This window comes from Microbacterium sp. Bi98 (genome assembly GCF_918698045.1).
GTDB lineage: Bacteria > Actinomycetota > Actinomycetes > Actinomycetales > Microbacteriaceae > Microbacterium.
Genome location: NZ_CAKKLK010000014.1, coordinates 20,819 through 43,745, shown reverse-complemented (window position 1 = coordinate 43,745; position 22,927 = coordinate 20,819). Strand labels below are relative to the sequence as shown.

At 67.8% G+C, this 22,927-nt stretch carries 21 protein-coding genes and 1 other RNA gene; 8 read left to right on the top strand and 14 right to left on the bottom strand.

Annotated features, from left to right (window positions below; genetic code table 11):
• Positions 1–39: 39 nt before the first annotated feature.
• On the top strand, positions 40–1,854 hold the full coding sequence (gene sucB / locus LQZ85_RS16120) for a 2-oxoglutarate dehydrogenase, E2 component, dihydrolipoamide succinyltransferase (RefSeq protein WP_230101207.1): 1,815 nt from the start codon (positions 40–42) through the stop codon (positions 1,852–1,854).
• Positions 1,855–1,862: 8 nt separating this feature from the next.
• Here the strand turns inward: sucB and LQZ85_RS16115 are convergent, their stop codons facing one another.
• A complete protein-coding gene (locus tag LQZ85_RS16115; protein ID WP_056278816.1) occupies positions 1,863–3,365 on the bottom strand; it encodes a hypothetical protein in 1,503 nt (500 codons plus the stop codon).
• A gap of 161 nt (positions 3,366–3,526) precedes the next feature.
• Here LQZ85_RS16115 and LQZ85_RS16110 point away from each other — a divergent pair, with 161 nt between their 5' ends.
• Positions 3,527–4,237, top strand: a complete 711-nt coding sequence (locus LQZ85_RS16110) for a DUF4191 family protein (RefSeq protein ID WP_053099128.1) — start codon at positions 3,527–3,529, stop codon at positions 4,235–4,237.
• A 64-nt stretch (positions 4,238–4,301) separates the two neighbouring features.
• On the opposite strand, the gene LQZ85_RS16105 is transcribed toward LQZ85_RS16110, so the two are convergent.
• Positions 4,302–5,489 (bottom strand): RimK family alpha-L-glutamate ligase, encoded by a 1,188-nt coding sequence (locus tag LQZ85_RS16105; RefSeq protein ID WP_053096274.1) that lies wholly within the window; start codon positions 5,487–5,489, stop codon positions 4,302–4,304.
• A 26-nt stretch (positions 5,490–5,515) separates the two neighbouring features.
• On the opposite strand from LQZ85_RS16105, the gene LQZ85_RS16100 reads away from it, so the two are divergent.
• Positions 5,516–5,995, top strand: coding sequence for an ATP-dependent zinc protease (locus LQZ85_RS16100; RefSeq protein ID WP_053096276.1), 480 nt, complete (start codon positions 5,516–5,518; stop codon positions 5,993–5,995).
• 6 nt (positions 5,996–6,001) lie between these two features.
• On the opposite strand, the gene LQZ85_RS16095 is transcribed toward LQZ85_RS16100, so the two are convergent.
• Positions 6,002–6,388, bottom strand: coding sequence for an RDD family protein (locus tag LQZ85_RS16095; RefSeq protein WP_150115179.1), 387 nt, complete (start codon positions 6,386–6,388; stop codon positions 6,002–6,004).
• 160 nt (positions 6,389–6,548) lie between these two features.
• Between LQZ85_RS16095 and glnA (LQZ85_RS16090) the strand changes: the two genes are divergently transcribed.
• Positions 6,549–7,973 (top strand): type I glutamate--ammonia ligase, encoded by a 1,425-nt coding sequence (gene glnA / locus LQZ85_RS16090; RefSeq protein ID WP_053096279.1) that lies wholly within the window; start codon positions 6,549–6,551, stop codon positions 7,971–7,973.
• A gap of 243 nt (positions 7,974–8,216) precedes the next feature.
• Here the strand turns inward: glnA (LQZ85_RS16090) and LQZ85_RS16085 are convergent, their stop codons facing one another.
• Positions 8,217–8,456 (bottom strand): hypothetical protein, encoded by a 240-nt coding sequence (locus LQZ85_RS16085; RefSeq protein ID WP_053096281.1) that lies wholly within the window; start codon positions 8,454–8,456, stop codon positions 8,217–8,219.
• 49 nt (positions 8,457–8,505) lie between these two features.
• The gene (locus tag LQZ85_RS16080) at positions 8,506–8,694 is read right to left on the bottom strand and encodes a hypothetical protein (RefSeq protein WP_053096284.1); all 189 of its coding nucleotides are present in this window, start codon (positions 8,692–8,694) and stop codon (positions 8,506–8,508) included.
• Between the two features lie 141 nt (positions 8,695–8,835).
• On the opposite strand from LQZ85_RS16080, the gene LQZ85_RS16075 reads away from it, so the two are divergent.
• Positions 8,836–9,990, top strand: a complete 1,155-nt coding sequence (locus tag LQZ85_RS16075) for an AI-2E family transporter (protein WP_082586596.1) — start codon at positions 8,836–8,838, stop codon at positions 9,988–9,990.
• Here the strand turns inward: LQZ85_RS16075 and LQZ85_RS16070 are convergent.
• From LQZ85_RS16070 to LQZ85_RS16055, 4 genes are read right to left on the bottom strand one after another with little or no spacing between them, the layout of a single operon-like run.
• Positions 9,977–10,906, bottom strand: a complete 930-nt coding sequence (locus LQZ85_RS16070; protein ID WP_053096286.1) for a diacylglycerol kinase family protein — start codon at positions 10,904–10,906, stop codon at positions 9,977–9,979. The two genes, LQZ85_RS16075 and LQZ85_RS16070, sit on opposite strands and share 14 nt — an antisense overlap.
• A 9-nt stretch (positions 10,907–10,915) precedes the next feature.
• Positions 10,916–13,891 (bottom strand): bifunctional [glutamine synthetase] adenylyltransferase/[glutamine synthetase]-adenylyl-L-tyrosine phosphorylase, encoded by a 2,976-nt coding sequence (locus LQZ85_RS16065; protein WP_056278817.1) that lies wholly within the window; start codon positions 13,889–13,891, stop codon positions 10,916–10,918.
• A gap of 9 nt (positions 13,892–13,900) precedes the next feature.
• Entirely contained in the window at positions 13,901–15,238 is a 1,338-nt protein-coding gene (gene glnA / locus LQZ85_RS16060; RefSeq protein ID WP_042541155.1) for a type I glutamate--ammonia ligase, read from the bottom strand.
• A 2-nt stretch (positions 15,239–15,240) separates the two neighbouring features.
• Positions 15,241–15,453 (bottom strand): hypothetical protein, encoded by a 213-nt coding sequence (locus LQZ85_RS16055; RefSeq protein ID WP_053096290.1) that lies wholly within the window; start codon positions 15,451–15,453, stop codon positions 15,241–15,243.
• A gap of 70 nt (positions 15,454–15,523) precedes the next feature.
• On the opposite strand from LQZ85_RS16055, the gene ppgK reads away from it, so the two are divergent.
• Together ppgK and LQZ85_RS16045 are read left to right on the top strand one after the other, a co-directional pair.
• Positions 15,524–16,270, top strand: a complete 747-nt coding sequence (gene ppgK, locus LQZ85_RS16050) for a polyphosphate--glucose phosphotransferase (RefSeq protein ID WP_053096292.1) — start codon at positions 15,524–15,526, stop codon at positions 16,268–16,270.
• Positions 16,271–16,448: 178 nt separating this feature from the next.
• On the top strand, positions 16,449–17,936 hold the full coding sequence (locus LQZ85_RS16045) for an amino acid permease (RefSeq protein ID WP_056278818.1): 1,488 nt from the start codon (positions 16,449–16,451) through the stop codon (positions 17,934–17,936).
• Between the two features lie 197 nt (positions 17,937–18,133).
• Here the strand turns inward: LQZ85_RS16045 and LQZ85_RS16040 are convergent, their stop codons facing one another.
• The 5 genes from LQZ85_RS16040 to LQZ85_RS16020 all read right to left on the bottom strand — a co-directional run bounded on the left by LQZ85_RS16040 (position 18,134) and on the right by LQZ85_RS16020 (position 22,018).
• Positions 18,134–18,658 carry a hypothetical protein gene (locus LQZ85_RS16040; RefSeq protein WP_056278819.1) on the bottom strand — a complete coding sequence of 175 codons (525 nt, stop codon included), beginning with the start codon at positions 18,656–18,658 and terminating at the stop codon, positions 18,134–18,136.
• 61 nt (positions 18,659–18,719) lie between these two features.
• Positions 18,720–19,076: RNase P RNA component class A (rnpB, locus tag LQZ85_RS16035), an RNA gene on the bottom strand.
• A gap of 30 nt (positions 19,077–19,106) precedes the next feature.
• Positions 19,107–20,804, bottom strand: coding sequence for a bifunctional 3'-5' exonuclease/DNA polymerase (locus LQZ85_RS16030; RefSeq protein ID WP_230101205.1), 1,698 nt, complete (start codon positions 20,802–20,804; stop codon positions 19,107–19,109).
• Positions 20,805–20,829: 25 nt separating this feature from the next.
• Positions 20,830–21,561, bottom strand: coding sequence for a C4-type zinc ribbon domain-containing protein (locus LQZ85_RS16025; protein ID WP_053096298.1), 732 nt, complete (start codon positions 21,559–21,561; stop codon positions 20,830–20,832).
• A gap of 34 nt (positions 21,562–21,595) precedes the next feature.
• Entirely contained in the window at positions 21,596–22,018 is a 423-nt protein-coding gene (locus tag LQZ85_RS16020) for a YchJ family metal-binding protein (protein WP_053096300.1), read from the bottom strand.
• A gap of 22 nt (positions 22,019–22,040) precedes the next feature.
• On the opposite strand from LQZ85_RS16020, the gene LQZ85_RS16015 reads away from it, so the two are divergent.
• Positions 22,041–22,880, top strand: a complete 840-nt coding sequence (locus LQZ85_RS16015) for an aldo/keto reductase (protein ID WP_053096303.1) — start codon at positions 22,041–22,043, stop codon at positions 22,878–22,880.
• The last annotated feature ends 47 nt before the right edge of the window (positions 22,881–22,927 follow it).

The window sequence follows — 22,927 nt, the reverse complement described above, 5'->3', positions numbered from 1 at the left end:
TAGACACGCGTCATTTAACTTCCTGAAGGAGACTCAGTCATGAGCACATCCGTCGTCCTCCCCCCTCTCGGCGAGAGCGTCACAGAGGGTACCGTCACCCGCTGGCTCAAGCAGGTGGGAGACACCGTTCAGGCGGATGAGGGCCTGCTCGAGATCTCGACCGACAAGGTCGACACCGAGATCCCCTCGCCCGTCACCGGTGTGATCGAGGAGATCCTCGTCGCCGAGGACGAGACCGTCGAGGTCGGCGCGCTCCTCGCGCGTATCGGCGACGGCAGCGCCGCTGCTCCTGCCGCGGATGCTCCTGCAGCCGCAGCGCCCGCCGCGGAGGAGGCCCCTCAGGATGCAGCACCGCAGGCCGAGGCCCCCTCGGAGCCCGCTCCTGCTGCCGAAGCTGCGCCCGCTGCCGCGGCTGCCCCGGCCGCTGCCCCCGCAGGCGACGCTACGGACATCGTCCTCCCCGAACTCGGCGAGAGTGTGACCGAAGGCACCGTCACCCGCTGGCTCAAGCAGATCGGCGACACCGTCGAGGTCGACGAGGCACTGCTGGAGATCTCGACCGACAAGGTCGACACCGAGATCCCCTCGCCGGTCGCCGGCGTGCTGCAGGAGATCGTCGCCGCCGAAGACGAGACCGTCGAGGTCGGCGCTGTGCTTGCTCGTGTCGGTTCTGGAGCAGCTCCCGCCGCCGCACCGGCTGCGCAGGCTCCGGCCGCCGAGGCTCCTGTCGCTCCCACCGAGACTCCCGCATCTGCGGCAGAAGCACCTGCTGCTCCCGCGGCAGAGGCCCCCGTGCAGCAGGCTCCGGCAAGCGAGGGTGCGTCCGCACCTGTCGCCCCCGCCCCGGCGGCAGCGCCGTCCGAGCCCGCGCCCGCGGCGGCATCGGCTCCGGCTCCGGCTCCGGCTCCGGCTCCGGCCGAGCAGAAGCTGTCCCTCCCGACCGAGAGCGACAACCTGTACGTGACCCCGCTCGTGCGCCGTCTGGCTTCGCAGCAGGGCGTCGACCTGGCCAGTGTCACCGGTACCGGCGTCGGCGGACGCATCCGTAAGGAAGATGTGCTCAAGGCCGCAGAGAGCGCGTCGGCGGCACCCGCCGCTGCGGCCGCCCCTGCTGCGCCCGCTCCGCTCGAGGTCTCGCCGTTGCGTGGCACCACGCAGCCGATGTCGCGCCTGCGCAAGGTTCTGGCCAAGCGCGCCGTCGAGTCGATGCAGCAGACCGCACAGCTCACGACGGTCGTCGAGGTCGATGTGACCGCTCTGGCGGAGTACCGCGACAGCGTCAAGGCGTCTTTCCTCGAGAAGACGGGCGACAAGCTGTCGTTCCTGCCGTTCTTCGCCCTCGCTGCCGCAGAGGCTCTGCGTGCCTTCCCGATCGTGAACGCCACGGTCGACGGCGAGCAGATCGTCTACCCCGAGTCCGAGAACGTCTCGATCGCCGTGGACACCGAGCGCGGTCTGCTCACGCCGGTGCTGCGCGACGCCGCGTCGAAGAACATCGCCGAGATCGCGCATGAGATCGCCGACCTCGCGGCACGCACGCGCGACAACAAGCTGAAGCCCGACGAGCTCGCCGGCGGCACGTTCACGCTGACCAACACGGGTTCGCGTGGCGCGCTGTTCGACACTCCGGTCGTCTTCCTGCCGCAGTCGGCGATTCTCGGCACCGGAACGGTCGTCAAGCGCCCCGGTCTCGTCAAGGTCGGCGGCGCAGATGCGATCGCCGTCCGCTCGTACGTGTACCTCGCTCTCTCGTACGACCACCGCATCATCGACGGAGCAGACGCCGCACGCTTCCTCGGTGCTGTGAAGGCCCGCCTCGAGTCGGCGCAGTTCGCCGCTCAGCTCGGAGCCTGACCGCCGCATCATCCTGGCTGGTCCGCGACGTCGTACACGTCGCGGACCAGCCATTTCTCTGCCACCCGGACGAGTACGACCATCCGCTCCCCAGCGGCGGACTCCGCCCCGTCCTCTTCCCCTCCCGACGCAGAAGCTCGGATCACGGCGACATCCCCGTACTCGTCCACGGGTTCGAGCTGTAATGCTTCCTCACCTTCCGCCAATGCGTCCGCGACCCCGATGGACCCCTGAGCGACCGCTTCGGCACAGACCGCGTCGTCGTTCGCCGCGCAGGTACTGATCGCGTCGATGAGGTGGTGCGCCGCCTCGACCGGATCCTCCGGATCGGCTCGCTCGGGCGGTGATCCCTTCGGGGACTCGTCCGGCTTCGGTTCGGGTGCCGTCGGCGTCGCCGCCGGTGACGGATCGGCAGACGCAGAGTCGATCTGCTCCGCGTCCCGACCGCTCGTCGGCACCGCCGTGGTACCCCCGTCGCCCGGTTCCCCTGTCGCTCCCCCAGGCCAGAGGAGTCCGCCGGCGAGCACCGCTACGGCCGCAGCCGCAGCGACGATCGCCCTCCGCCCACGTCGCACGGGGGTTCGGACGCCCCCTGTGGGGGCCTCCATCCTCCTGTCGACGCGGGCGGCGCGTGCTCGATCCGCGTCTCTCCGATGCCGGCGCGCGACCACGAGGAGCATCGCACCCCGCCAGAGGTCGAGGCGACGCAGCAAGGGCGCGACGACGCGAGACGTCACAGCGCGCACGCGGCTATCCGCCATAGGGCGAGTGGCACGGGTTCTCATCCGACTTCGCTCGTCGGGTCGCACGACCGCTGCGCGGATCGCTGCGTCCGCACTTCTCGCCAGCTCAGGCGCATGCACATCGCGTCTCAGCGGTTTCGGCGCCGCGGTGTCGAACAGCTCTGCCTCCCACCCCTCGAGCTGTCGCATCGGCATCCCCGGCCGTCCTGTGGCAGCGCTCAGCCCTTCCTCGATCGTGACGAGCAGGCGACCGAGTGCGCGGTCGACGCAGTCCTCGCGAATCCGCGCGACGAGACCCGCCGCTGCCGTCCGTGCCGTCTCGCCTGCGCCGATCACGAAAGTCGGTCGCCCGTCATCCGTGAGCCACCAGCCACCCGTGTGTTCGTGCTCGTCGGTCCGTCCGAGCTCACCGAGACCTCGCAGGATGCTGGCGACCAGGGTCGTCATCTCCCCGGAGCCGAGCGCGACGCCGGCTGCCGCGCGACGACCGACGAACGTCGAGACCCTCTCGGTGCACCATGGGAGCAGCGCGTCGTGCCCGTCGGCGCGCCGCACGATGTCGAGCGGCCCCGCGACGTGGTCGTCACCGGCGTGGTCCCACCCAGCCCACCCGCTGATCGAGGCGGAGTCCACCAGAACGGCCATCGCCGCGCCTCGGGTGACCAGCGTTCCCGCGTACGGCCCCTCGTCCGCGTCGATCCTCCTGATCGTCCGATGCGCACCGGGCACCAGTGCCGCACCGCTCGCCTTCGTTTCCTTCTCCGCCATTCCCCCATGTCATCGCATCGCACGGCGCTCCCACGCAGACATCGCATGATGTGCACGCATGCGCACGAATCGGCCGCGTGTGCAGGAGAAGACGAGGCGCCCGAATCCGCCCGACGCGAACGACGCCATCAGCGCACCCCGGAGTCGGTATTCTTATGCACATGGCAAACCGCACGTCCGCGCCCGAGAAGCGTCCGGGATTCTTCTCCCAGATCAAGTCCCTCTTCAAGTTCACGAGGGAGATCTACCCCTGGCTGCCCTGGGCCCAGATCGCGCTGCTGGTCATCGGTGTCCTCATCGGCCTCATCGTGGGCTACCTGATCCCGCCGTTCCAGGTCTGGACTCTCATCCTCTGGGGCATCTCCGGTCTGATGCTCGGTCTGCTCGGCGCGATGTTCCTGATGACGCGCCTATCGACTTCTGCGATGTACCAGAAGATCGACGGTATGCCGGGCGCCACGGGCCACGTGCTGAGCACGAGCCTCGGACGCAACTGGCAGGGATCCGAGACGCCGGTCGGCATCAACCCGAAGACGCAGGATGCCGTCTACCGCACCGTGGGTCGCGGCGGCGTCGTGGTCGTCGGAGAGGGCTCCCGCGGCCGCCTCACCCGACTGGTCAACGATGAGCGCAGCAAGGCAGCCCGTGTGGCCCACGGCGTGCCGGTCACGGTGCTCTACGTCGGCCACGGCGACGACGACGTCGCGATCGCCGACCTCGCAAAGACCATCAAGAAGCTTCCGAAGGTCATCGACAAGGCCACCATGGGTGCCGTCATCCGACGCATCGAGTCCGTGTCGCAGTCGATCTCGTCGCTCCCTATCCCGAAGGGCATCGACCCCACCAAGGTCAGGGCGCAGCGTCCGCGTTGAGCTGACCCCCGCACACGCAGAAGCGCGGCCGCACCTCATCGCGAGGGCGTCCGCGCTTCGTCGTTCACTCCGACAGCGGCTGACGCGGAAGGCGACGGACCTTCGCGCGGCGACGGCGACGTTCCGGAACCATCGACCGCATCTCGTCGAGCTTGCCGAAGCAGAAGAGCCGATCCTCGGCCTCGAGGACGACGTGCTTGCGCGGGTTCGGGATGACGGAGACGCCGCGGTGCAGCGTGAGCACGGTGATGTCGCGCTCCCACAGTCCGGCTTCGCCGAGTGTCTTGCCGACGAGGTCGACAGCTCCGTGCACCATCAGCTCGGCGACCCCGTATCCCGTGGAGACGGTCAGGCGCTGACGCACATCGATCTCGGGGAATGCGACCTGGCCGGCGATGTAGTCGATGATGGCGCCTGCGACGTCGAGCTTCGTGGCCGTCTCGATGCCCTGCAGGCCAGGCGACGAGTTGACCTCCATGACGAGCGGGCCGTCGTCGCCTTCGAGCATGTCGACTCCGGCGACGCGGAGCCCCATGATCTGGGCTGAGCGCACGGCTGCGCGCTCGTAGATCGGATCGAGCTCGACGGCTTCCACCGAGCCTCCACGGTGGACGTTCGAGCGGAACTCGTCACCCGCCGCCGATCGCCGCATCGCGGCGACCACGCGGTCGCCCACGACGAGAGCGCGGATGTCGCGCCCGCGGCTCTCGGAGATGAACTTCTGGATCAGCACGTTCTGCTTGGTCGAGTGCAGCGTCTCGATGATGGCCTCGGCCACCTTCACCTGCGGCGCGAGGATCACACCGATCCCCTGCGTGCCCTCGAGGAGCTTGATGACGACAGGAGCACCCCCGACGCGTTCGATCGCCGGACGGACGTCCGCACGGTTGCGGACGAAGGCCGTGGGAGGCATCGCGATGTTGTGGCGCGAGAGGATCTGATTCGCGCGGAGCTTGTCCCGCGCGCTCGAGATCCCGTTCGCCGTGTTCGGCGTGTAGACGTCCATCTGCTCGAACTGGCGCACGACGGCGGTGCCGAAGTAGGTGATCGAGTTGCCGATGCGAGGCAGGATCGCGTCGTAGTCGCTGAGCTGACGGCCCCGGTAGTGCAGGTCCGGCTCGTCTGCGGTGAGGTCGATCGCGAATCGCAGCGTGTTGAGCACCTTGACGTTGTGACCGCGCTGGAGCGCAGCGGCGCGCAGCCTTTGGGTGGAGTACGCCTGCGGCGCGCGGGAGAGCACTGCGATCTTCACGGGGGATTTCCTGCCAGGATGGTCGGGTGAGTAAGTCATCCCATTCAAACACCCTTATCGGGTGGCGAGAATGGGTGAGCCTGCCTGATCTCGGAGTCGACTGGCTCAAAGCCAAGATCGACACGGGCGCGCGCACCTCTTCGCTGCACGCATTCCAGATCCAGGAGTTCGAGCGCGACGGCGTGTCGTGGGTTCGGTTCCGTGTGAAGCCCTGGCAGGACAGCCAGGAGGATGCCGTCATCGTCGAGTCCCCTGTGCATGATCGCCGCGCCGTGCGCAGCTCATCGGGCCATGCCCAGGAGCGACTCGTCGTCGAGATGCTGATCCGTCTGCATGACCGGGAGGTGCTCGCGGAGGTCACGCTGAGCAACCGGGACGAGATGGGTTTCCGCATGCTCATCGGTCGCGAAGCGCTGCGACAGGGTTATATCGTCGACCCTGCCCGTTCGTTCCTCGGCGGTCGCGCTCCGCGCGAGGCCAGACGCCGCAATCGCGGCAAGGAGTGAGCCCGATCAGGCGCGGATGAGCACGAGTCCCGTCACCTTGTCGTGGATTCCTCGCTGATCGGCGTCCCAGATGACCGCCGGGATCACGATGATGATCAGCAGCGTGCGGACGATCGGACGCCAGATCCCCACCCAGCCGCCGCCCAGACGTACCACGCGCATGCCGAGGATACGGTGCCCGGGGCTTCCGCCGGCCGTCGGGATGAAGAGGATCTGCAGCAGGGCGAAGACCGCCATCGGCGCGAACATGGTGAGGCCGGCCTCGGCGGGCAGTGCGAACTGGTCGTAGCCGAGGAACCCGGTGGCGATGATCGTCGCAGCCACATAGTCGATGAGAAGGGCCCCGATTCGCCGTCCAGGGCGGGCGATGCTGCCCGTCCCCGTCTGCGGCATTCCGAGTCGTTCTCCGGGGTACGTGTTCACAGCGTCCGTCACGTATCCAGCCTACCGGCGCGTAACATGCTCGAAACAAAGCGGATACCGTGGGGTAACGCCCCGCACGTACTGTGCACAATGGCCGTGAAGCCATCGATCCGCAATCCAGGAGTCGTACATGTTCAAAGATTCGTCCGAGGTGCTGACCTACATCAAGGAGAACGACGTCAAGTTCCTTGACATCCGATTCACTGATCTCCCTGGTGTTCAGCAGCACTTCAACATCCCTGCGGCCACTGTCGACGAGGACTTCTTCGTGGACGGACAGCTGTTCGACGGCTCTTCGATCCGTGGCTTCGCCAGCATCCACGAGTCCGACATGCAGCTCATCCCTGACGTCACGACGGCATACATGGACCCGTTCCGCGAGGCGAGCACCCTCGTGATGATCTTCGACATCTACAACCCGCGCACGGGAGAGATCTACTCGAAGGACCCGCGCCAGGTCGCGAAGAAGGCCGAGAAGTACCTCGCCTCCACCGGCATCGCCGACACGGCGTTCTTCGCCCCCGAGGCCGAGTTCTACATCTTCGACGACGTGCGCTACTCGGTCACCGCCGGCGAGAGCTTCTACAAGGTCGATTCCGAAGAGGCCGCGTGGAACACCGGTCGTGAGGAAGAGGGCGGAAACCTCGCCAACAAGACCCCGTACAAGGGTGGCTACTTCCCCGTCAGCCCGGTCGACAAGACCGCTGACCTGCGCGACGACATCACCCTGAAGCTGATCGACGCCGGGTTCATCCTCGAGCGCTCGCACCACGAGGTCGGCACCGCCGGCCAGCAGGAGATCAACTACCGCTTCGACACCATGGTGCACTCGGCGGACGACATCCTGAAGTTCAAGTACATCGTCAAGAACACCGCCGAAGAGTGGGGCAAGGTCGCCACCTTCATGCCGAAGCCGCTGTACGGCGACAACGGATCGGGAATGCACACGCACCAGTCGCTGTGGAACGACGGCAAGCCGCTCTTCTACGACGAGGCCGGCTACGGTCAGCTCAGCGACATCGCTCGCTGGTACATCGGCGGCATCCTGGCGCACGCTCCGGCGCTGCTCGCCTTCACGAACCCGACCCTGAACAGCTACCACCGTCTGGTCAAGGGCTTCGAGGCTCCGGTCAACCTGGTCTACTCGGCCGGAAACCGCTCGGCTGCCATCCGCATCCCGATCACGGGCTCCAACCCGAAGGCCAAGCGCATCGAGTTCCGCGCGCCTGACGCATCGGGCAACCCGTACCTCGCCTTCGCCGCGCAGCTCATGGCCGGCCTCGACGGCATCAAGAACCGCATCGAGCCGCACGAGCCCGTCGACAAGGACCTCTACGAGCTTCCCCCCGAGGAGGCGAAGAACATCCCGCAGGTCCCGAACTCGCTGCTCGACTCGCTCGACGCACTGAAGGAGGACCACCAGTTCCTCCTCGAGGGTGGCGTCTTCACCGAGGAGCTCATCGAGACCTGGATCTCGTACAAGTACGAGAACGAGATCCTGCCGATGGCTCAGCGCCCGCACCCGTTCGAGTACGAGCTGTACTTCGGGGTGTAACCAGATCCCGCGGGATTTCGGGGGTAGGTCCGCCGAATCGCACAGAGAGCCCGTCAGGCCATGCCTGGCGGGCTCTCTGTGCGTCTCGCGTAGAGTCTTTCTCGGTCCCGCCCTAGGCGCGTGAGCTCACCCCGGCTCCGCGTCCAGTTTTTCGGAGAGGGAGGCTGCCCGTTCGAGCCGGGCCGGGATGGGCCTACGCGCCCGCTACGGTGTAGCCCTGGGCGACGGACGGCGGCGCCGAGCTCACCGGTCGCGGCTGCGTCGAAGCCCGCGGACCTTGCGCACCTGCCATGCGAGCAGCACGGCCGACCCGGTCACCATGACTCCGATGAGGATCCACTGCGGGAGGGAATAGGCGACGCTCCAGGTCAGCGTGACCAGCACGAGCCCGACCATGTAGGCGAAGAGCAGCGCCGACACCGCAGTCAGCAGCCACTCGCGGCGGTACCGCCACCGTGCACCCCGTCCACCCCGCTTCGCCATGTTCTGAAGACTACGCGAGCCCGCGACGTCCCCGCGGTCGCGGAAGTTCTCACTCGCCGGCGCGCGAATCCACCGCGACGCCGATCGCGACGCCGATCGAGAGACCGAGGCCCATTCCGAGAGCGAGGTTGTCGAACACGGTGAGTCCGAGCCCCGCCCCGACGGCGATGCCCAGGCCGAGGCCGACTGCAAGACCGTTCTGCGGCTTCTTCTGCGAATCCTTCTCTGCATCCGTCATGTCATCCACCGTACGAACGCCTCGCGGTCACCGCATCCCCCGCATGGGGGATCCGGCACCCGCACGACCGTGTCGCGCTTGCTTTCACCCGCCCCTACTGGTCAACTGAGGGGTCCGAATGAACACAAGTGGGGGGCCATCATGCGCCGCAAGTACGACAGGCTGCAGCCGAAGAGGGTCCACACCACCGAGACTCCTCCCGCGCAGCCGAAGACAGCGGCGGCGGCGATCGCCCGGATCAACCCGTTCATGTTCGGCCTCCTCGGTGCTCTGGGTGTGCTCGTCGCGCTGATGCTCGGCGGAATCGTCAACCAGCTCGCCACGGTGCTGGTCTACATCGGGGTGGCGATCTTCCTCGCACTCGGGCTCGACCCGATCGTCTCGTTCATCGAACGCAAGCTCCCTCGCCCGGCCGCCGTCGCCATCGTCGTGTCCGTCGTGATCCTGGTCTTCGCCGGCATCATCCTGGCCATCGTGCCTCTTCTCATCGAGCAGGTGACCAACCTGATCCAGGACGGCCCGAAGATGGTCGAGGACTTCATGGCCAGCGCCTGGTTCAAGGACGTGAGCGAGCAGTTCGGTTCCACCTTCGACGACGCGGCGCAGGGCGTGCTGAGCTTCGTCCAGGATCCGGGCAACATCCTCAACATCAGCGGCGGAGTCTTCGCGGTCGGCGCCGGCATCGCCGGCGGCTTCACCGGCGTCACCATCGTGCTCATCCTGACCCTGTACTTCATGGCCTCGCTGCGCAGCATGAAGCGCGTCGCGGTGCGCTTCGTCCCGTCCTACCAGCGCGACACCTTCGGAGGGCTCCTCGAAGACGTCTCCGGCGCCGTCGGGCGCTACGTGATGGGGCAGGCCAGCCTGGCGCTCATCAACGGCATCCTGAGCCTGATCGTGCTGAGCATCATCGGAGCCCCCGTGCCGGCGCTTCTCGCGCTGATCGCCTTCATCGGCTCGATGATCCCGCTCGTCGGAACGTTGAGCGCCTCGATCATCAATGCGCTGATCTGCCTCATCGTGAGCCCGGTGACCGCTCTCATCGCGTTCGGCTATTACCTCGTCTACATGCAGATCGAGGCATACGTCCTGTCCCCGCGAATCATGAACAAGGCGGTCGCCGTTCCCGGAGCGCTCGTGGTGATCGCGGCCGTCGCCGGTGGCGCACTCGGCGGGATCCTCGGCGCACTCGTCGCCATCCCCGTCGCCGCGAGCATCATCATCATCGTGCAGAAGGTCGTCTTCCCGACGCAGGACAGCAAGGTCGTCCCACCGGGAACCCTCAGCGAACGGTGAGGGCGGCGGGCTGGACCCGCACGGTGAAGTCGGAGATGTGTCCGACCTCTTCGCCATCGATCTCGAACATCTGCGGTGACGCGAGCTGCACGCGCACCCGCTCCGCGGAGATGTGCGTCGTCGAGTCGGTGCTCACAGCGGTGTCGACATTGCCCATCATGCGACGGATGCCGTTCTCCCAGACGAAGGCACGGACGGTGTCGAGCCACTGGAGGGGCCCTTCGGCGCTCACGAGCAGCATGTCGAGCAGTCCGTCGTCGAGCACCGCATCCGGCAGGAGACGGATGCCGCCCTGCAGCATGCCGCAGTTGCCGATCAGCATGGTGTGACCGCGAAGCCCCTGCGGCTCCTGATCGTCGAGCGTCAGGGTGATGTCGGTCATCTCGGTGCCGGCGAGAGCACGTCCCATCGCCTCGACGTAGGCGATCCATCCGGCTCGGTTCTTCAGATCCTCGTCGGTCTCGACCAGCATCTGCGCGTCGATGCCGAAACCGACCATCACCACGAACGCGTGCTCGGTGCCGTCGTGGTCGACCCAGCCCATGTCGATCCGCTGCGGCTCGCCGTCGCGCACCCGAACCAACGCGGCGGGGATGTCGTTCAGGGGGATCTCGAGGTTCCGCGCGAGCAGGTTGCCCGTGCCCTGCGGCACGATGCCCAGCGCGGCGTCCGTGCCCGCCAACGATTCAGCGACCGCCCGGACGGTGCCGTCGCCGCCGACGGCGATCACCACGTCGCAGCCTGCGGCCACAGCTTCGGCGGCCATTCCCCGCCCCGGGTCCTCGATGCTGGTCTCCCACCACTCGACAGGAGTGCCGACACCGTCGGAGACGAAGGTCTCGGCGACGGCTGCGCGCAGCGAGTCCCCATCGACCTTCGAGGGGTTCCAGATCACACCGAGCTTCGAGATCGTCATGGAGCCAGGCTAGCCGTAGAAGAGCTGCTCGAATGCCCGGCGCGCACGCCGGGTCACGCCGAGGTAGTCGTCGTCGAGAATGCTCGCCGAACGGTCGGGGTACCCGAGCAGCCGACCGATGGCGTCGAGGTCGCGCGGATCCGTCGGGAGCACGTCGCTCGTCTTGCCCGTGTAGAGGGTGATCGCGGATCGCAGACGGCTCGACAGCAGCCACGCGGCCCGGAGGAGATCGGCGGATTCGGCGGGAACGTAGCCTGCGTCGACGGCCGCCTGGAGCGCCGTGAGCGTCGACGTGGTGCGCAGGGCCGGTGCGTCATGGGCGTGCTGCAGCTGGAGCAGCTGCACCAGCCACTCGACGTCGCTCAGCGTGCCCGGACCGAGCTTCAGGTGTCGACGAGGATCGACTCCCTGAGGCAGCCGCTCTCCCTCGACTCGCGCCTTGATGCGCTTGATCTCGCGGGTTCCCTGCAGGTCGATCTCGGCGGGGTAGCGGATGCTGTCGGCGAGGGCGGTGAACTTCTCGATGAGAGTCGCGCTGCCCGCCACGCCTCTCGCCCGCAGGAGTGCCTGAGCCTCCCAGGAGAGCGACCAGCGCCGGTAGTACTCCGCATACGCGTCGATCGATCGGACGACGGGTCCGTTGCGTCCCTCCGGACGGAGATCGGCATCGAGGTCCAACGGCACACGGTGGTCGGTGAGGTGCTCTCGGAGGCCGGCGACGATGCGCGTGGCGAGCGTCTGCGCGCGTTGCGGATCGACGCCGTTCGCGTCGTACACGTAGAGGATGTCGGCATCGGAGCCGAAGCCCAGCTCCGCTCCCCCGAACCGCCCCATGCCGATCACCGCGAAGTCGAGCGCCTCATCGTCGAGCGGGACGATCTCGCGGCGGACCGCGCGCAGCGCCGCCTGGATCGTCGCGTCGGTGATCTCGGTCAGGGACGTCGCGATCTGCTCGATCGAGAGCACGTCGAGGACGCCGCCCATCGCCGTTCGCAGCAGCTCGCGCCGCCGCAGCGCTCGCACCGCCTGCAGCGCGTCGCCGACGTTCCTGTGCCGCGTCTGGATGGCCCTGGCCTCCTCGTCGAGAGCGGCCCCGCTGCGGGGCCGCAGCAGCTCGCTGCTGTCGAGCCAGGCGACGGACTCGGGTATCCACTCCATGAGCTCGCCGACGTAGCGCGACGACGAGAGGAGGCGCGTCAGGCTCTCGGCAGCGCCCGAGGAATCACGCAGCATCCGGAGGAACCAGGGAGTGTCGCCGAGGCGTTCGCTGATGCGACGGAACGCGATCAACGCATAGTCGGGGTCGCTGCCGTCGGCGAACCAGCGCACCATCACGGGCATGAGATGCCGCTGGATGGTCGCCTTGCGGCTCAATCCGGTGGTGAGTGCACCGATGTGGCGCAGGGCGCCGGCCGGATCCCGGAAGCCGATCGCCATGAGCCGGTCGTGCGCCTGTGCCGTGGACAGCGTGCGCTCCTCTTCCGGCAGCGCCGCCACAGCGCTCAGGAGAGGCCGGTAGAACAGGCGGGTGTGGATGTCGCGCACCTCCCGCCGCACGCTCTCCCAGCGCGCCCAGATCGCTTCACCGGACTCGCCCAGGCCGGTGCTGCGCGCGAGCACCCGGAGGCCCGCCGGTGTGCGGGGCATCAGGTGGGTGCGGCTGAGCTCGCGGAGCTGCAACCTGTGCTCCATCAACCGCAGCACGCAGTAGTCATCGGCGAAAGACGCAGCCTCGGCCCGGCCGATGTAGCCGCCCTCCACCAGGGCGTCGAGGCTCTCGAGTGTGCCCCGCGTGCGCAGACGGGGGTCTGTGAGGCCGTGCACGAGCTGCAGCAGCTGCACGGTGAACTCGATGTCACGCAGGCCGCCCGAGCCGAGTTTGAGCTGGTACGGGGCATCCTCGGGGTCGATGTGCTCCATGACCCGCTCGCGCATGCGCTGCACGCTGTCGACGAAGTTCTCACGCGCGGCACTGGAGAAGACCTTCGGCTGCACGGCGGCGATGTACTCGGCGCCGAGCTCCGCATCGCCCGCGAGGGGTCGCGCCTTCAGTAGCGCCTGGAACTCCCAGCTCTTCGCCCAGCGGTCGTAGTAGGCCAGGTGCGAGCCGAGCGACCGGACGAGCGCGCCCTGCTTGCCTTCGGGACGGAGCGCGGCGTCGACCTCCCACAGCGGGGGCTCGACCTCGATGCCGCTCAGTCCTCGCATCGTCTCCCTCGCGAGACGGGTCGCGATGTCGATCGCGCGCGACTCCGGGACGGCGTCCTCGTCTGCGGTTCCGCCGACGAAGATCACATCGACATCGCTGACGTAGTTCAGCTCGCGTGCACCCGCCTTGCCCATCCCGATGATTGCCAGCTGCGTGGCCGCGACCTGCTCGCGACTCATCGTGTCGACCAGCCGCCGACGCGCGATCGCCAGAGACGCCTCCAGCGCCGCGCCCGCGATATCGGCCAGCGCGGCGGCGACATCCGCGACGATGCGCACAGGGTTGTGCGCCGTCAGGTCGATCGCGGCGATCAGAGCGAGGTTGCGGCGATACGCCACACGCAGCGTGACCACCGCGCTGTCATCGCCCGACTCGGCGAATCCGTCGCGCGCTCCGACGGCCTCGAGCATCCGATCGCGCAGCTCGTGCGCAGAGGGCAGTTCGGTGGACGTGTCGCCGAGCACCGAGATCTCGGTCGGATGCCGCAGGAAGAAGTCGGCGAAGCCCTGCGACGCCCCGAACACCCGCCACGCACGTCGGCGCGCCCGCTGGTCGGTGAACAGGGCGGCGATGGGTGCCGCATCGCGCCGTGCCACGCGCAGCATCCCCTCGACCGCCGCATCGGGGTCGGCCGCGTCCGCCTCGCTGAGCAGAAGTGAGCGCTCGACTCCGATCAGGGTCGCGAGCTCGGTGAGATTCGCCGCCGCCTCACTGAGCTCGGCGAACCCCAGCCTGGCCAGCGCGGAGAGAGAGACGGAGTCGTCCGAACGGGCCATCGGCGACGCTCAGAGCAGCTCGAGGTTGTTCTTCAGCTCCAGCGGAGTGACCTGGCCGCGGTAGGCCTCCCACTCCTTGCGCTTGTTGAGCAGCACGTAGTTGAAGACCGATTCGCCGAGGGTCTCGGCGACGAGCTCGGAGCTCTCCATGTACTCGAGCGCGTGGTCGAGGCTCGCCGGAAGCGCAGAATAGCCGAGCGCGCGGCGCTCTGCGTCGCTGAGCGACCACACGTTGTCCTCGGCCTCGGGAGGCAGCTCGTACTCCTCCTCGATGCCCTTGAGGCCGGCCGCGAGCATGAGGGCGTACGCGAGATACGGGTTGGCTGCCGAGTCGAGCGCGCGGTACTCGACACGCGACGAACCGCCCTTGTTGGGCTTGTACATCGGCACGCGCACCAGAGCGGAGCGGTTGTTGTGGCCCCAGGTGACGAAGCTCGGAGCCTCGTCGCCGCCCCAGAGCCGCTTGTAGGAGTTCACGAACTGGTTGGTCACCGCCGCCATCTCGTTGGCGTGACGCAGCAGGCCGGCGATGAAGTGTCGTCCGGTCTTGGAGAGCTGGTACTTGGCGCCCTCTTCATAGAACGCGTTGCGCTCGCCCTCGAAGAGCGACATGTGCGTGTGCATGCCGCTTCCGGGGTGACCGCTCAGCGGCTTCGGCATGAAGGTGGCGTAGACGCCCTGCTCGATCGCGACCTCTTTGATGACGGTGCGGAAGGTCATGACGTTGTCGGCCATCGTCAGCGCGTCCGCGTAGCGCAGGTCGATCTCGTTCTGACCCGGGCCGCCCTCGTGGTGGCTGAACTCGACGGAGATGCCGAGATCCTCGAGCATCCGCACGGAACGGCGGCGGAAGTCGTGCGCCGTGCCGCCGGGAACGTTGTCGAAGTAGCCGGCGGAGTCGACCGGAACCGGACCCTCAGGGCCGAACGACGACGACTTGAGGAGGTAGAACTCGATCTCGGGGTGCGTGTAGAACGTGAATCCGGCATCCGCCGCCTTGGCGAGCGTGCGCTTGAGCACATGGCGGGGGTCGGAGACGGCAGGACGGCCGTCCGGCGTCGTGATGTCGCAGAACATGCGCGCGGTCGGGTCGATCTCGCCGCGCCACGGCAGGGTCTGGAAGGTGGTGGGGTCGGGCTGGGCGAGCAGGTCGGACTCGTAGCTGCGGGTCAGGCCCTCGATGGCCGAACCGTCGAATCCGATGCCCTCGGCGAACGCGCCCTCGACCTCGGCCGGCGCGATGGCGACGGACTTGAGCGTGCCGATGACATCGGTGAACCACAGGCGGACGAACTTGACGCCGCGCTCTTCGATCGTCCGGAGGACGAAATCCCTCTGCTTGTCCACGGTCACTCGGCCTTGCCGATACCGGCGTCCCAGCCGCTCTCGGCTGCTTCCTCCTCAGCCCAGGCGCGCGAACGCTCCTTGAGCTTCTCCGGAGCCCGAGACGCCTCAGCCTCGGTGTCGAAGGGGCCGACGCGGTCGGCCGATGCGGAGATCATGCCGAATTCCACCTGGCCGGTCTCCAGGTTGTACCAGTACTTCTCATCGCCGTTCGACATGGCCGATCCCCTTCTTCACGTGGTGTCATCGATCCTACTGGCGCTGAGCGTGGTCGCTAAGCTAACCAGCATGGCAAAAGCGATCGGCGTCGACATCGGCGGCACGGGTATCAAGGCAGGTCTGGTCGACCTCGAGCACGGCACCATGGCCTCGGACAGGGTACGCGTACCCACTCCTGAGGGCGCATCACCGCAGGACGTCCTGCAGGCCGTGCAGACGGTTCTGAAGACGCTCGACGTCAAGGACACGACTCTTCCCCTCGGCGTGGCGTTCCCGGCGATCGTCAAGCGCGGCAAGACGCTCTCGGCCGCCAACGTCTCGAAGGAATGGATCGACTTCGACGCCGAGCGGTTCTTCCGCGACGGGCTCGGGCGCAACATCGTCTTCGTCAACGATGCGGATGCCGCCGGCGTCGCGGAGGCCCGCCACGGCGCGGCGCGGGATGTGCGCGGCTTCACGCTGCTCACGACCCTCGGCACGGGCATCGGCTCGGCATTCCTGTACGACGGAGTCCTGCTGCCGAACACCGAGCTCGGCCACCTGAACTTCGGCGAGTACGAGTCGGTCGAGACGTATGCAGCCACCTCGGCGCGCGAGCGCGAGGGACTCAGCTGGGCGGAGTGGGCGGAACGTCTGCAGAAGTTCTACTCGCACATCGAGTTCCTCTTCAGCCCCGACCTGTTCGTGGTCGGCGGCGGAGTGTCGAAGAACGCCGGTGACTTCCTCCCGCTTCTCGACCTCAAGACACCGATCGTCCCGGCGATCCACCGCAACAACTCCGGCATCATCGGCGCGGCTTCGCTCGCCGGCGACTGATTCCCCGACCACAGAGACGACGAAGGCCCCGCCGATCCGGCGGGGCCTTCGTCGCGTCCGGGATTGCGGCGCGTCTCACCGGATCACCCGCGCGGCGGCCCGACGACGTGACACTATGGCACCCCGCCCGTCTGAGCCTCGACGGTGAGGCCGGACGGCAACGAAAGGCAGCGTCGAGATGAACGAACCATCCGAATCATCATGGGACCGGCCGGTATCGCCGGAGACGACAGCCGGGATGGTGCCCGTCGACAGACCACAGGCGAAGAAGCTGCGGTCGCGTCACGTCACCATGATCACCCTCGGCGGCATCATCGGAGCGAGCCTGTTCGTCGGATCCGGGAATGTCATCCGCGCCGTGGGTCCGGCCGCCGTGCTGTCGTACCTCATCGGCGGCCTGCTCGTCTTCCTCGCCATGCGCATGCTGGGCGAGATGGCGGCGTCGCGCCCGGCGATCGGCTCGTTCATGGAATATGCGCGAGTGGGCCTCGGCAACTGGGCCGCCTACCTCGTGGGATGGCTGTACTGGTACTTCTGGGTCGGAGTCCTCGCGTATGAGGCGGTGCTGGGCGGCGAGACGATGGCGAGCTGGTTCCCCGCCGTGCCGTCATGGGCCTGGTCGCTGATCCTCATCGGCATCTTCGTCGGCACGAACATCATCTCGGTGCGCGCGTTCGGCGAGGTGGAGTTCTGGCTCGCCAGCGTCAAGGTGCTCGCGATCGTCGTCTTCCTCGGCGCGGGTCTGCTGTTCGCCTTCGGCCTGTGGCCGAACTCGGAGGTGTCGATCTCCAACCTCTGGGAACACGGCGGATTCGCCCCGAACGGCTTCGGCGTTGCGTTCACCGGTGTGGCCCTGGTGATCTTCTCGTACTTCGGCACCGAGATCGCCGTCATGGCCTCCGCCGAATCGGAGGATCCCGCCAAGGGCATCCGTCAGGCGACGAGCACGATCATCTGGCGCATCCTGCTGTTCTTCGTCGGCTCGGTGCTCATCATCGTCACCGTGGTGCCCTGGAACGAACTGCCTGTGCCGACCGACGTCGCCAACGCGCCCTTCACCTACGCCCTCGAGCAGTTCGGCATCCCGGGCGCGAGCATCATCATGCAGCTCGTGATCTTCACGGCGGTGATCTCGGTGCTCAACTCGGGCCTGTACTCGGCGTCGCGCATGTTCGCGGCCCTCGCCGAGCAGGGCTTCGCGCCGAAGATCGTGGCGAAGCGGTCGAAGAGCGGCGTCCCGGTGATGGCGCTGCTCGCCTCGACCAGCGGCGGCCTGATCGCAACGCTCGTGAACTTCTTCACCCCGGGATCGGGCATCTTCGACTTCATCATGAACTCCGCGGGCCTGGTCGCACTGTTCGTGTACGTCTTCATCGCCGTCACACAGTGGCGACTCCGCCAGAAGATGACGCCGGAAGAGGTGGCGAACCTGAAACTCAGGATGTGGCTGCACCCCTGGCTGAACGTGCTCCTGATCGCGTGCATCGCCGCGGTGATCGTCGTGATGATGTTCAGCGAAGGGGGTCGCACCCAGGTCTGGACGAGCCTCGTCGCCACCGGCGCGCTCGTGCTGTTCTGGCCGCTGGTGCGACGTAACCTCGCGCGCAGGAAGCTCGAAGATTCCATGCCCCGAAAGGATCAGCCGGGGCAGGACCGTCTGGCGTGACGACCACGCCGATGCCGTGAGCGAGAGAAAAGAGCGCCCCGGGGAACCTGGGGAATTCGCGGGGCGCTCGCCAGCATGCTGGGGACCTGCTGGCAGGTGACCCAGAAGTCGCGGTCACGCGCACAACATATCAAGATAACTAGCTAAGCAAAAGACTTGCTCGGCAATGCAACTGCGATCGCCACGCTCCCCCGCTCTCACTGACGCTGCGGCTCCCTCACGAACGGCTCCGTCACGAGCGGCTCCATGGCTCCCGGTCCCAGCGTCAGCACATCACCGGGGTACAGCATCGAACCCAGACGGCTGTAGGTCATCGCCGCATAGACGTCCGTGCACAGCCGCTCCCTCACGGCGGATGGCGCATCCCCCGCCGCGACCGTGTAAGTCGAGATGAGCCCGTCTGCCGTATGCGTGACCGTGCCGCGAGCGAAGTCGGTCTCGCCGTTGTCCACCGGTGCGACACCGTTCCATGTCGCGTAGAAGGTGGGTTCCTCGTCTCCCTCGCTGTATCCCGGGATCGAGATCATCGACAGCACCGTGCAGCGACTCGCCTCTGCGGGTGGGGTCGGTGTCGGCGCGGGCGTGTCGCTCGGCGTCGGCACAGCCGCGGGCTGAACGGCTGCCGTGGTCGCTGCGACCTCAGGCATCGTGGCGGTGCACCCGCTGAGCGCTGCGAGTGACAGAGCCGCGAGGAGCGTCGTGGCGGCAGAACGGTTCGACATGCCCGAACGCTATCGAGCATCCGGCCAGGAAGCCAGCGCGGCCCTGCTCAGGAGGTGGGTGCGAATGGGCCGACCTGTACGCCGGGTTCTGTTCCGGGGTTCTTCGCCCCTTCGACGGCCATCTCTCTCGGCGCCACGTTGCCGTGGCACTCTAGCGGTCTACCCGAGGACTCGGCGAGCCGCGTCAACATCCTCTGTCTGACCTTGCTCCGGACGAGGTTTACCTGGCGGGCCATGTCACCATGGCCCCCGGTGGTCTCTTACACCACCCTTTCACCCTTACCCCTTGCGGGGCGGTCTGCTCTCTGTGGCACTTTCTCGCGGATTGCTCCGGGTGGGCGTTACCCACCGTCCTGCCCTGAGGAGCCCGGACGTTCCTCGGTGCGGTTGCCCGCCACGCGGCCGTCCAGTCGACCCATTCACAGCTCCAGTCTACGACCAGGCTGCGCTACTTCTCCGCCGACTCCGCGATGCGGAGATCGAGCGGCACGTCGATCGGGAAGTTGCCGAAGAGGCGGCGGGTGGCCACGGCCGCGGCCTCGCGCACCGCGTCGGCCGCAGCATCCGCCTGCTCCTGCGGGACATGCAGGATCACCTCGTCGTGCAGGAAGAAGGCCAGGTGTGCGCGGGAACCGAAGATCCCGGATGCCGGCGCTTCGCGCTCCGCGACGGGCAGCAGTTGCAGGCGATGCCTGATCTCCGCCAGCCAGATCAACGACCACTCGGCCGCGGTCCCCTGCACCACGAAGTTGCGGGTGAAGCGGCCCCAGTCCCGGGCCCGACGCCGGGCGAGGGCGACCTCCGCAGGGTCGGCATCCGCGCCGGTAGCCGCAGCCTGCATCGCCTCCCACTCCGTCGACGGGCGAGGAGACGATCGTCCCAACCACGTCGAGACGACTCCCCCGTCCTCTCCGAAGCGCGCGGCGCGGTCGACGAGGGCCATCGCGCGCGGATACACCTTGCGCAGTCGAGGGACCAACCTGCCGCTGTCACCGGTGGTCGCGCCGTACATCGCCCCGAGGACGGCGTACTTGGCCTCCTCTCGCGTGGCGACCGCGCCGGACTCGACGACTCCCTCATAGAGGTCCTTGCCCTGGGCCGCCCGGGCCATCGCGCGGTCACCGGCCATGCCGGCCAGCATCCGCGGCTCGAGCTGGGCGACATCCGCGACGACGAGCGTCCATCCGTCGTCAGCGCGCACGGCGGCGCGCAGATTGCGCGGCAGCTGGAGGGCGCCGCCACCCGCCGATGCCCATCGTCCCGTCACGACGCCGCCCGTGATGTAGATCGGTCGGAACCGGCCGTCGTGCACCCAATCGGCGAGCCAGGCCCACCCGTTGGCGCTCAGCAGCCGCGACAGCTTCTTGTAGGCCAGGAGCGGTTCGACCACGGCGTGGCTGTGCTGGGCGAGTTCCCACCGGCTCGTCGACTCGACCTGCACGCCGACGCGGTGCAGAGCGCGCAGCAGCTTCGGCTGGCTCTCGAGGTTGAGCGTGGGGTCGCTGAGGATCGAGCGCACCCTCTCTCCTTGAACCACCATGCGGCTGGGAAGGCCGCCCGCGATCGGTCGAGTGCCCAGGATCTCGGTGAGGATGCCGTCGTGCACGGACTCGTTCCACGGCAGGCCGGCAGCGCGCATCTCCTCGGCGATGAGGCCACCCGCCGACTCGGCCGACGTGAGCAGGGTCAGCCGCCCGTCCTTGCTGTCGCGCAGGACTCGGCGCTGCTCGCGGTACTGATCGAGCGCATCCGCCACGGGGTCGTGCGAATCGCTGTGCTCGGCGACCTCGAACAATGCCGGTGCGTCGTCGACGGGTTCGCGTCGCACCCACGATGCGGACGGTGCGAGCGGACGAGCGACGGTGTCGGTGTCGCGGAGGATCGCGTGGCAGAGCACCAGATCATGCGATCGGCCGAGAAGAACACCCGAGGCGAGCAGCACGGGGTAGATCTCCCGGGCGCTGCGGATCACCCACCGGGGCGGATCGACGCGTTCCTGCTCGGCCACCCACACCGGCATCTCGGTCGGAGAGAGCTCGGTCCGCGCGACCTCGACATCGTCCGAGTCGAGCTCCACGGCGATGTATGCACCCGTCACGCCCTTGACCAGGGCGATCCGACGTTCGGTCTGGAGCCGCGAGCTCACCGCCGTCGCGCTCGCGGCGCGCAGATCACAGCCCGGATTCCTCGGTGCGCACCAGGATGCACCCGCACTCGGGGCAGGACACCACGAGGTCGTCTGCCGCATTGCGGATGTCGTTCAGGTCGGTGCCGGGGAGCAGGATCCGACATCCCTCGCACGTTCCGCGGGTGAGCAGCGCCGCACCGGCACTGTTCGCAGCGCGACGCGTGTACTCGGCGAGGAGCGGCGCCGGAAGGGTCGCCGTGACCGCCTCACGGTCGCGAGTCAACTGCGCGATCAGATCGGTCGCAGTGGCGACGTCGGCCTTGGCCTGAGCGGTGAGCGCGGTGCCCTCCGCGGTGGTCGTCCCGAGCAGTGCCTGCTGAGCGGCGACCGCCGCGTCTGCGTCCTCTACGCGCCCCATGACGTCGAGCTCGATATCCTCGAGATCGCTCTGGCGCTTGGCGAGACTGGCGATCTCGTGCTCGAGAGCCTGCGCCTCCTTCGAGTTCGTCGCCGTGGCCAGTCGATCGGCGTCACGGGCGCGACGCTGTTCGACGAGCTTCACATCGGCTTCGAGACGCGTGAGCTCGGTGCGAACGTCATCGCGCACACCCGTCAGAGTCGTCAGCTCTCGGAGCTGCTCCTGACGGATGGCGACGAGCTCGGCGATGCGAGCGGCCTGCGGCGGCTTGGTGCGCGCGCGCTCAGCCTGCGCGATGCGCCGGTCCAGGTCGGCGACGTCGAGCAGGATGCGCTGGTGTTCTGGGCTGGCGTTCACGCTCTCAAATCTAGTCGCTGCCCAGCCCCGTCCATCACCCGACCTGTCCGTCGAGGTACAGCCAGCTGCGCTCCTCCCGCACGAAGCGGCTCCGTTCACGCAGCGAACCGCGCTCGGCATCCTGCCGCCAGAACGCCTCGAACTCGACCACGCCCTCTCGGTCGAAGGGTCCGCCGTCGACCCGATCGATGATCACGAGCCGCCGCCACACCACGTCGAGGTCGAGGTCGAGGTCGGTCGGACGGGTCGACGGATGCCAGGACGCCAGGAGGTACGCGGCATCCCCGATCGCGAACGCCGTGAACCGGGAGCGCATCAGGCGTTCGGCCGTCGGCGCAGCGGCGCCGCCGAGCAGCGGGCCGCAGCATCCGCCGAAGAGATCTCCGGAGCCACAGGGACACCGCTCGGCATTATCGGGGACACCGTCATCCGACGCCATCCTCTGCACCACGCTCATCGCTCCAGCGTACGCTGGCGCCATGACGGCTCTTCCTCACTTCACGGCACACAACGGCTTCGCTCTTCCGGCTCTCGGACTCGGAACATACGCGCTCGACGGCGACGCGGGTGCGGATGCGGTCACCACGGCGATCGGGGCCGGATACCGCCTGATCGACTCGGCCTTCAACTACGAGAACGAGGGGTCAGTCGGTCGCGGCGTGCGCGCATCCGACGTGGACGCCGCAGAGCTCATCGTCACGACCAAGCTGCCCGGACGCCATCACCCGCGCGCGAAGGCGCGGACGAGCATCGAGGAGAGCCGGTCGCGGCTCGGGGTCGACGCGATCGATCTGCATCTGATCCACTGGCCGAACCCGCAGCAGGACGAGTACGTGCAGGCCTGGGAGGCGCTGGTCGACGCTCAGCAGCGCGGCGTCGTGAGGCAGATCGGCGTCTCGAACTTCCTGCCGGAGCACCTCGAGCGCATCGAGCGGGAGACCGGGGTCAGGCCCGTCGTGAACCAGATCGAGGTGCACCCGTACTTCCCGCAGACCGATCAGCTCGCCTACCACCGGGAGCACGGCATCCTCACCGAAGCATGGAGTCCTCTCGGTCGGGCGAAGCAACTCATCGAGGAGAGGGTGATCGGCGAGGTGGCTGCCGCCCATGGGATCTCCCCCGCGCAGACCGTGCTCGCCTGGCATGTGGCACGCGAGACTGTCGCGATCCCGAAGGCGTCGTCGCTCGAGCATCAGGTGTCGAACCTCGCGGCCGGAGCGATCGTGCTGTCGGATGCGGAGGTCGAGGCGATCACGGCGCTCGGACGCCCCGATGGGCGACTGTTCGACGCGGATCCCGCATCGCACGAGGAGTCCTGAGGCGTCCTGAGGCGTCTCGGTCGTAGACCCTCGGACGACGGCGCGTC